Annotated in this window: 9 protein-coding genes; 4 read left to right on the top strand and 5 right to left on the bottom strand. The window is 58.2% G+C overall.

Going from position 1 to position 9686, the window contains the following annotated elements; genetic code table 11:
- Positions 1–1305 precede the first annotated feature (1305 nt).
- Both FHT02_RS20790 and FHT02_RS20785 read left to right on the top strand, forming a co-directional pair.
- Positions 1306–1518, top strand: a complete 213-nt coding sequence (locus tag FHT02_RS20790) for a hypothetical protein (protein ID WP_184092076.1) — start codon at positions 1306–1308, stop codon at positions 1516–1518.
- 229 nt (positions 1519–1747) lie between these two features.
- Positions 1748–2374, top strand: a complete 627-nt coding sequence (locus FHT02_RS20785) for a PEP-CTERM sorting domain-containing protein (RefSeq protein WP_184092074.1) — start codon at positions 1748–1750, stop codon at positions 2372–2374.
- Between the two features lie 286 nt (positions 2375–2660).
- Here FHT02_RS20785 and FHT02_RS20780 read toward each other — a convergent pair whose 3' ends face one another.
- Positions 2661–3074 carry a DUF3597 domain-containing protein gene (locus FHT02_RS20780; RefSeq protein ID WP_184092072.1) on the bottom strand — a complete coding sequence of 138 codons (414 nt, stop codon included), beginning with the start codon at positions 3072–3074 and terminating at the stop codon, positions 2661–2663.
- A gap of 147 nt (positions 3075–3221) precedes the next feature.
- Between FHT02_RS20780 and FHT02_RS20775 the strand changes: the two genes are divergently transcribed.
- Entirely contained in the window at positions 3222–3791 is a 570-nt protein-coding gene (locus FHT02_RS20775) for a DUF4142 domain-containing protein (protein WP_343057029.1), read from the top strand.
- Positions 3792–4005: 214 nt separating this feature from the next.
- On the opposite strand, the gene FHT02_RS20770 is transcribed toward FHT02_RS20775, so the two are convergent.
- From FHT02_RS20770 to FHT02_RS20760, 3 genes are all read right to left on the bottom strand, one after another.
- Complete coding sequence (locus FHT02_RS20770; protein WP_246352607.1) at positions 4006–4419, bottom strand: GNAT family N-acetyltransferase; 414 nt, start codon at positions 4417–4419, stop codon at positions 4006–4008.
- Positions 4420–4914: 495 nt separating this feature from the next.
- Positions 4915–6063, bottom strand: a complete 1149-nt coding sequence (locus FHT02_RS20765) for a cellulase family glycosylhydrolase (protein WP_184092068.1) — start codon at positions 6061–6063, stop codon at positions 4915–4917.
- Between the two features lie 342 nt (positions 6064–6405).
- Positions 6406–7161, bottom strand: coding sequence for an N-acyl amino acid synthase FeeM domain-containing protein (locus tag FHT02_RS20760; RefSeq protein WP_184092066.1), 756 nt, complete (start codon positions 7159–7161; stop codon positions 6406–6408).
- A 493-nt stretch (positions 7162–7654) separates the two neighbouring features.
- On the opposite strand from FHT02_RS20760, the gene FHT02_RS22340 reads away from it, so the two are divergent.
- Positions 7655–8020 carry a PilZ domain-containing protein gene (locus FHT02_RS22340; RefSeq protein ID WP_425506473.1) on the top strand — a complete coding sequence of 122 codons (366 nt, stop codon included), beginning with the start codon at positions 7655–7657 and terminating at the stop codon, positions 8018–8020.
- Between the two features lie 234 nt (positions 8021–8254).
- Here the strand turns inward: FHT02_RS22340 and FHT02_RS20755 are convergent, their stop codons facing one another.
- Positions 8255–9217 carry an alpha/beta fold hydrolase gene (locus FHT02_RS20755; RefSeq protein ID WP_184092064.1) on the bottom strand — a complete coding sequence of 321 codons (963 nt, stop codon included), beginning with the start codon at positions 9215–9217 and terminating at the stop codon, positions 8255–8257.
- Positions 9218–9686: the final 469 nt, after the last annotated feature.

Below are 9686 nucleotides of genomic sequence, written 5' to 3'. Positions count from 1 at the left end.
AATCCACCACACCGGTGCCCTTGCGGCAGCGGAGAGTAGCCTTCGCCTGTTGACTCAGGCCGCGATAGAGAAGCAGCCGTTCCGCTTCCGCCCAGAAGCGGACATCGCGCTTGCCAGTTTAGCGACGGTCCCACATGCTCGTGCTCATGCTTCGAGCGCATATGCCATTGCTGCTCTTAATCGCCGGCTGCGGGTCGCCGCCTACGCCCCAGCAATGCGCCAAGCTAATGACGGATCAAGCCATAATCGAGCGGTGTGGAAGCGGGAGTGTGCGCGGACTCTGGAAGGATGCCGAAGACTGCTTTCCGCTTGCCAAGCCAGAACGGATGATCGGCCTGGTTATACGCGACTTTGAGCGGTCTGAACTGTTTGTCGGTGCATCGAGGCTCACGCCTGAAATGCGTAGATATACAGAAGGAACATGGTTGGAGTGGTCGAAAAGGACGAACAATGAAGCACCTCGCGAAATCGAGTCTGGTGCATATCTCATTACGTTTAAGGGTCGCCGATCCGCTTGCCCGAAGCCTGTTGGCAGGCTCAACGGCTATGGTCACATGAACCAATACCGTGAGCTCGCCATAGTGGATCACCTAATTACTTGGAAGCGAGTTGCTCGGTTGCCAGACCCATCTAAGAGCAGCCAGTAAGGTCCGCTCTCCACCAGACACCGACGTCTGCCTGCCGAACCCTAACCTGAATGGACGGCAGCTTACGGGAAGCGGGGGAGGGGCTCGGAACGGCAGCTACTGGCGCTTAACCGCCGCGACATGCCGAGAGGAATGTGCCTCCGCTCCTGGGTGCGGTCTGAATGGAGGAACCAGGGCATTGGTGACAAGCTTCGGCTTGCGACCTGAGCGGATCGCCATGCTTTTAAGCCCTGATGCCAAAAACAATCTGAATCTCGCGCCGCTACCGAACACGTTCGGCGAAGCAATGCCCGTAGTCAATGGAACTGTTGAGGGCTTACTGGAGGAGGGGCGCGTAGGGCTGAGCGGAAGGGTAAGCCACTCACTGCGCGAAAAGGCCCTTATCGCATCAGCTGGGTGGTCTCCAAGTAGATCGCGATCTATCCTCGGGAATAGCCGGCTCGGTTCTGCATCCCGTTGATTGGGGCACCGTGGATAAGTCGAAGCCTTCATCAACTTCGCTGGTGCTGCGTCTCAGGGGTGCGATCACTCTTCGTAGTTCATGAGGTCGCAGAGTTGATGCTGGGGTTGTTCGAGCGATCCGACCTCCCAATGTCCAACTTGCGTACGCTTGAAACGTTCTGGACACATCCAGCCATCTAGCGCATTCTGTAAACCCATGAGCAATTTCGAACCGTTCTCTCCTGTCGAGTTCGTGCGCTTGCATGGAGCACAGGCCCATCAACTGGTTGTCGACGAAATCGTTCGTGCAATCACCCGAAATGATGATGACGCAGCTACTGCGTGGGATGCCGAACTGCGTGTGGTGGAAGCAGAGTTGCACAGAACCAGGGATGGCATTCTCTCGACGGGACCAGATCGCGTACGTTGAGCGAAGATGTTCTACAAATCTGGAGCAAGAACGCCCTGTGGTTTTTGCATTGGATCTCAAGACGCTACAACAAGCAGGTAGCTTCTCTGATCCCTATAGACTTCTGCCGACAGTCAGGTAATATCCTGTCTTGGATTTCTGTATCAGTCCGCTGCGTCTTCTGACGGACAAATCGTCTTCGTTTGCGTGCTTATGGCAACGGTGCACTCACCGAAGAGGGAGAAACAGAATGCGAATCCACGGGGCAAGCGGCTCGCTAATTGCGGCCTGTGCTCTTTTGAGCTCGGCAGGCGTGCCGGCGTCTGCAGCGATTATCGAGTATGGCTTTGCAGGTACGCTCAGCCAAGCCGAAAACAACGGGCCGCCGGGATCTGATCCAGGGACTAGCGGCTTCTTTCAAGTTGGTCAGACCTTCTCTGGGAAGGTCACTTATGACACGGATTTACCTGGCTTCGAGGACGAGTTCACGTCTCAGTTTCCGCTTATGGGTTTCAATATCGAGATTGGCGGGGTGGACTTCTCAAGTCGATTTTTTCCTCGGTTGATAGGACGCGAGGTGGGCGGCACGTTGAGCTTTGTCTCGGGAGGCGCTTCACAAGGTGGCGGAGCGTCCCTCACTTTTGATCTTGGATCATATGCCTTCAGCTACCCAACGCTGCAGCAGCTTCAAGGAAAGACCGCACAGTTTACCTATCAGGATTTTCAGCCTTTCGGGGGATTAGCCGCAGGCCAGACTACAATCACAGCGGTGCCGGAGCCCTCTACATGGGCTTTTGCGATCATCGGGATGGCTTTCACCGGTTCCATGATGAGGCGCAAGCGAAGTGCTCCAGCACGGCAGATAGCTTTTGGCTGATGATACTGCGTGCCTGCCGCCCCTTTACGTAATCAGAACGCCAGCGGCTTGAAGGGCGGAGAGCACGTTGCTGGCGACCGCTTGTGGGCCCACGCAGCGGTACGCGGTTGTTGACGTCGTTGAGCGGTACTGGCGTTGGCGCTGGTGGGTCTGGGAAGCTCGGCGGATTGCCTGGTGGCAGTGGCAATAATTCAGCGGGCTGGGCTGTTAGAACAGGCGTTATCAAGTCACACCGTGAACAGTCTGCCGGGTGACGGGCCAACGTCGCCCGGCAAGAACCAGTTGCTTAGTTGCGCAGGCTGTCGGGCACCACACCACCATTCTCGGCGAGCTTGGCCATCACAGCCTTATGCAGCGCAATGTTCTGCTCCGCAGAGCCATCAGCAGCCACATGCACGTTCAACTCGCTGGCGAGCTCCTTGCGGGCGGTAAGGCTAGAGTCGAGGTCGAGCAGTTTGAGCAGATCGACAATCGATGTCTGATAGTTGCCCCCGCCATTCTGCATTGGCGCCATCTCAGCCAAGACTGCGCCAACATCGACACTTACGGGTGCTGCTTGGGTTGCAGCCTGGGGTGCTGCAGGCTGGGTGGGTACCGCCTGCGGCGTGGCAGCGGGCGACGCAGCAGGCGTTGGCTGGGCTGCTGTCTTGGCCGGTTTGTGATGGAAGATCTTGCTCATGATGTTGCCGAAGATGCTCATCGTTCCGTTCCTTTGATGGTGTCCGCTGCTGCGGTCCCGGCATGAACGACAGGAGCAAGCGTGAGGGTCCGCCTTGGGAACGTCAGGGTCGCGCTGCAGTTATTCCGCAGGCGCGCCGATGCGCTCTCAGGGGAACTTACCATGCCAATGCGCAAAACGATCGTCACGTCCGTCGCGTTGCTGGCGCTTGCGGCCTGCGGGCGCGGTAACGATGCTGGCCAAACCAACACTATCACGACCTCGGAGGCGGACGGCGCCACCGTTGCCTCTACAGCATCGGTAGCAGCTCCGAGCGGTGCCCAAACCTTTGCGAACGTCGCCGCAGCGAGCGATGCATTCGAGATTGAAACTTCTCGCCTAGCTCTCGCCAACGGCTCATCCGAAGCGGTGAAATCCTTCGCCAACAAGATGATCGAGGCCCACACCGCCTCTACCGCCAAGCTAAAAACTGCCACTGGCAGCAGCACGCCAGCGATTACACCTGATCCGATGTTGAATGCGGAGCAGCAGCAGAAGCTGGCCGAGCTGAAGGCCCTGAACGGTTCCGCATTAGACCAAGCTTATAAGGCGGAGCAGGCGGCTGGCCATCAAAAGACGCTGGACGCACTAAAAGCCTACAGCGCAAATGGCGAGGATGCTCAGCTCAAGGCGTTCGCTGCAGGCATGATCCCAATCGTCACGGCGCACCTCAATATGGCGAAGTCACTAAAGGCCTAATCAGTCCGTCTGTAATCTGATACGTTCGCCGATGGCGCACCTACAAAAGTCTAGGCGAATGTATCATAGGCTGTCGTCGATATCATAAAACTCCTGAGTTTTGGTTTTTGGCTGCGCAATCCGGTAAGTGCTCGTGGGCGATTAGCGCCGTCTAGCACTTGAGTTCTGCGGTCCATGTGGGCCGTAGCAACTGCAAGGTGTCTGCTTGGTAGACTTAGCCAAGATCCTTCCGGTAGAAGACCTGTGCTTCGTCATCTGGCAGTATCCCGACGATCTCACCGGCGTAAGCCCATCCGCAGCCCGCAAGAAGCGCATTCGCAGCGATATTCCTCGCTCCGGTAGCGATGAAGACACGACCGCGGAGTCTCTTACAAAGGACATCAAGCAGCGTTGAGGCAAGACCCTGACGCCGAAAGCTCTCCGCCACAACGAGCTTGTTGATGTAGTCCTTTTCGAGGCAGCCGCGGTGTTGCCAGGCGAGGTATCCAACGACCGATCCTGACACCTCAGCTACTAGCATACGGCGCTCGACGATCTCTACGATCCTGTCCCCAGGGAACAGATCAAACGGGATCAACATCGATAGATCTGAAGGTTCTGCGTGCCGGACCTTGGTCATGTTCACCATTCACTATTACGTCTTGGTCGTGATCGAAGAGGGTGCAAATCCACAATCAACAGCAACTCAGCTGAGCAACAGGCCCTTAACGTAGTCGCCCTCAGAAAGAGCCATGTCCGCTTCGCGGAATGTATTCAGGAAAGCAGACCGGAAGCTTCTCACCCACAGTCAGGCGTTCACGCCTCCGCGTCCCGACTTGCGGTGGCGTTGATCGGAATTCATCGCCGCTATGCCTGTTAGCGCCGGTTAAACTTCGAGGTTTTCGACGAAAGGTCCGTGAAGCTCCATGCCAAGTGCGATAGCTTACATCGCAATCAAAACCACGGGATCTCCGCTTTCGCTACCCATCCCGACTATTAACACCGGCGGGTTTAGGGAGCGGGTCAGCTGGGCGGAACAGCCGGTCCTGGCGCCTAGCTGCCGCCTCGCGCGGCATCCAAACAAATGCACGATGTGAAAGCCATTCGAGTCCCACGTTCGGCTTCCCGTTTGGTGAGCAGATCGTCACTGTCCCAGAAGCAGTTGAGTGTAGGCCGGTATAGCCGCGGTGAAGCGAGTGGCTTTGGCTGGCTCGATCTTGAAGTGGTAGCTTTCAGGCCAGATACGCCCACCGCCCCACCAGGTGATGCCAAGAAGGACGTCGCTGTTTGCCTTAACATCAGCAATGGCGTCCTGCCCAATGCCCGTGCAGGTCGTATCGACCCCGTAGCTGGATCCAAACGCCGCCTCCGTGACGTACCCCTTCAGTCCCCGCTTACGCAGCTGTGCTGCGAAGGTATCCAAGCCGCTGTTAGCCCCCCAGGTGGTTTCACAGATCTTGTTGGTGCCGCTGGATCCCTTGTCCCAGTATCGGTGGGCATTGATGTAGGTGCGATTGAGCGGATCAAGTGGCCCGTTCGTGTCACGATCAATGGCGCAACCGGCGCTCTCACATGCCCTGGAGATTGGCTCAGCCTTATCAAATCGGAACGAGGCCGACCACTGCGGATACTGAATGGCAATAGGGTGATTAATGCCGTTCTTGCGCAGGCCGGAGATCACAAGTTTCGCATCACGAATCCACTGCATCCAATCGTTCGTGACCACGGGATCGTTGAAGCCACCGGGCTCATTGACCAGGTCGAGAACGATCGAGCCGTCATCGGGAAAGTTGCGTGCAAAGGTCGTCCAGAACGCAACCTGCTCCTGAACCGACTTCCAATGGTACGTGTGATTGTCGAGGATCATTCGAACGCCCCTTGAGCGTGCGTACTCCGTGAGGGTGCGCAGCTCATTGATCCGTGCGGGTGTCATTCGGCTATCGATGAACGGATAGCGGATTAGCTTAAAGCCGAAATGATCGATGTAGCCTTGCAGGTCCGAGTACGTAGGACGCAAAGCGTCGCCATCTCTTGCCTCGGCGCCCGAAAGGTTCGCGCCAAACAGGGACGCGGCCGGCTCAACCGAAGTAGCAGACTGCTGCGCTGCTATCGGAGCGGATATCAATAACGAAGCAGGTGCAGGTGCGGCTGTAGCGAACTCGCGTTTGGCTGCTGTTGGTGCAACCAGTTGCCCCGGGGCGTCGCTTGATTGCGATGCGAAGGCGGAGATCGCCAGCGCGAAGGCTGAAACGGCGGAGACAACAGCAAGGTTACGGGTGCGGTGGAATTTCATCGGAGCGACCTTTCTCTAGGTCGCTTTTATTGTGCTATTCCAGAAGCTTGAACTACGATGTGCTACATTACGATCTTCTACGGGGGGCGGCGATTTGGCGGGCGGAGCTCTCTTAATCACTCCTCCAAGACGGGTTGGCGACGTCACGGTGCAATTGACGTGCTGCAGAACTCGTCCATGACGCGCTTTCAGTTTTCCCAGCTTCAGACGGTCGGCCAGAGCCGATTTTATGGTCGCTGTCCAAATGTCATGCGCGGTCGGGCATTCCGAGGAACACCCCGGCTAATGAGGTGGACAGTTCGAGAGCGGGAATCCACACGAGCAACTAGCGTGAACCGATGTTTACGCCGCAGCCTGGAAGCTCCTCTCGATCAGATTGCGACCGCGCAGCTGGTCCGACTGTCTCCGCTCTTCGAGGCGCAGCTTGATTGCGCGCTCTTCGCTGTGTGAGAGAAAGAGTGAGTAAAGCGACCGAGTACGTGTGATACCAACGCCAGATCGATAGGATGCGATGCTCTCCTCCACGTCAGAGACGTTCAGCCACATCAACTGCGATGGTGCATCCACAGATGGATTGGTCCTGAGGTCGCCGACAGGGGTAAAGCCAAGCATGTTTTGGTAGAACCGGCGGTGACGAGGGTTCACTTCAATAAACAGGTCCGTGCACCGGTGGTTCTGCAAACCATAGAGAAACACCGTGTGGAAAAGCATGGCGAGGTTCTGCTGATCAGGGAGCTCAGTTTCGAAGGCGAACTTGATGAGCTCGCAGACCTGAGCACCGGGAGCAGCCCTGAAGCGGTCGATCTCATCCTTAAACACCGAGTCAACGGCAAGACCGCCAGGTGCATCCACCCCCAAGGTGATTGTCCCAACGATTTCCTCGTCCGCCAGCGCGATGAACGTCGTGTGACTCTCATCATCCGGAATCTGGTGTTCCGAACCATAGCCACGCCACCCAAAACGTCTGTTGAGCAGCTGGCCTGCACCCTCGCGATCCTCGGTCGTTTCGGCGAGCCGCAGGGCCAAAGTCCGGGCCAGATTCTTGCTAACAGGTGCCTGCTTCAGCGAGGCGACAGCTTGCCTCATGTCCCTGGCCACGGGTGGAACATCAACGCTGATACTGCAGCGCGGCGATGTCGATAGCTGAGTGAACATTGAAACCCCGACTAGTTGCGAGAAACTGTTGTCTTGCAAGATTTTGATAGCGGAGTCGTCGCAGCTGCCCCACTCAGGAGAAGCAACAAGTCGGGTTTCCCCGTAGGACGTCAGTAACTTAGCGGAGCGAGTGGGGATGCCCCGTGGAGTCCAATCTGAGTGCGTGCCGGTACGCAGTCCTCCCTACTTGATCCGACACTAATTTTTAGAGATTTCCGACAATCTTCGAGACGGTCACAAGCTTAAAGATAAGTGTGCTTCGGTTGACTGAGAGCGGGAGCCGACTGCGCCCGTGGTTCTGGGGAAGAATGTTGATGGTTTTGGGCCTGGGTCCCCTGAGGGGTGGTTGTAAGCGTTACGCCGTGCTCCGGACAAATGAGTTCCCTATGCTAGACGAATCGTCTGAGGCCGCTATCACCTATGACGGAGTGCCGATGTGATTAGCGGCAGTCACGGACATGTTTCCCACCTGCAAGCCGCAGGGCAGCCGATAACGTTGTCCTGCGACGGCGAGTATTTCGGAGAGAACGAGCGACGTGCCCGCCGCTACAAAACGAACATTCCGGCTGTCCTGAACTGTGAGGGTTGCATCCCAATCGACGCCGTAGTTCTGGACGTTTGCGCCACTGGCTGCCGCCTTGCGGTAACTGGCCCGCTTAGTGTTGGGAGCTCCGTTGCACTAGTAGTGGGCGGGGTCCCCCAGCTGAGTGCCAGCGTGCGTTGGAGCCATAAGGAGGCCGCGGGTTTGGCCTTCAATCCTCCACCTCCGTCGGGAGTGTTTGAGAAGCTGCTTGATTACTGAGGCTGTTTAGCACGCGGCAATAGATTAGATCGCAGTGCGAACCACGAAGAACTTGGGATGAAGCCAGGCCCCCTGAATCGTTACGACACAACAGCTCTAAGCATCCGGCCGCGATTGTGCATTCCTGGAAGCTGCCCTTCCGCTAACGCCCCCTAAGCGGCCGTTCATTGGCTCGATGCCGCTCCACTACTCCGGCCGCTCGAGGATGCGAATTGCATTCAGCGTTCCGTCCGGTCACCGGGGCGTCTGGCCTACCTCCGCGGCGAACTCCCAGATTAGCGCGGCGACGGCATCCGGCTGTTCCTCCGCGATCCAGTGGCCCGACTTGTCTATTGTTGCCACCCGCACGTCGGATGCGCCGTGCGCGCGCAGGTCGCCGGCAAGCGCCGCGGCACCCGCGCCCAGGCTATGTTCGGCGCCGGCGACCAGCAGCGGCAAGGACAGTGCAGCGCGCTGCGCCGCGTTGAATTCCTTGTCCCGCGGGAAGGCGCGATAGAAGCCGAACCCGGCCGACAGCTGCGCTGGCGAGGCGTAGGCTTGCGCGAAGCGCGCGATCTCCTGATCGCCAATCGCCTTGGTATTCGCACCATTATGGTCGATGAAGTAGCGGAAATAGGCGGCCTGGCGCCCCTGCACCAGCACTTCGGCGAGCGGTTGCTGCGCATGAAAATCGAAATGCCATGCCTGCGGCAGCTTCTCGACATACTCCCACGGCGCGAAGCCGGGAAGCGGCACGTCCAAAATCGCCGCGCCGGTGAGATCCTGGGGAAACTGGCGGGCATAGGCATAAGTGACCATTCCGCCCACGTCGTGACCAACCAGCACGACATGCTTGGCGCCTAGGCTTTGGACGAAGCTGTGTAGGTCACGGGCGAGCGCCGCCTTGGAATAATCGCGCGACGGCGATTGCGACCCGCCGATGCCGCGGAGATCCGGTGCGACCACCCGGAAACGATCGGCGAGTTTCGGGATGACCTGGCGCCACTCATCGGCACTCTGCGGCCAGCCGTGGACGAGGACGATCAGCGTATCGCCGCGACCCGCTTCCAGATAGCGGACCGTTTGGTCGCCGATCGTCACGCTACGATCGGCGATGCGCGTTGCTTCCAGTGCGGCGGCGGGTACGGCGTTTGGCGCGGCGATTGCGACGGGAACCGCCGCGGCTGCGAGCAGCGCGGTAAGGAGAAGCAAACGCATCCGAATCATTCCTTGTCTGGCGAAAGGCCGAAGATGAGAGATTGCGAAAGCCGCTCATCGCTACTCATGCAACATTATCTGTTACATAAATCTGCTTGTGTCAATGATAGAGCTGACAGGCCGACCGCCAAGCCGCGGGGCGACTAGGCAGGAACGCTTTTCTGGATAACCGGATCGGCGAACCGCGGATCCGGATGAGCCGATATCGGCCCGGCGTTCGTCGGACCGCGCTTCGCATGTGCCCTTCTCGATCAGTCATGCGCGCATTAGTCTCGATCGCTGGGGTCGGCAGAGCGCCGCCCGCCAACCGCTTTCCACCAGCCACGACCTTGCGACGGGCAAGCGGACGCCGAAAGCGGCCGGGCCGGAAACGCCCCAGTTTTGGTCATTGGCGGCCCGCAAACGAGCCGCCAATAGCCGTCGTTCGGTGCGGCCCAGCTCCTATCCGGCCTTGTAGCGGAAGACGATC

It is taken from the genome of Sphingomonas xinjiangensis (assembly GCF_014199255.1).
In the GTDB taxonomy this organism is placed as follows: domain Bacteria; phylum Pseudomonadota; class Alphaproteobacteria; order Sphingomonadales; family Sphingomonadaceae; genus Sphingomonas; species Sphingomonas xinjiangensis.
Note: the sequence above shows the minus strand (reverse complement) of the source record. Positions and strands in the feature narration are given on the sequence as shown.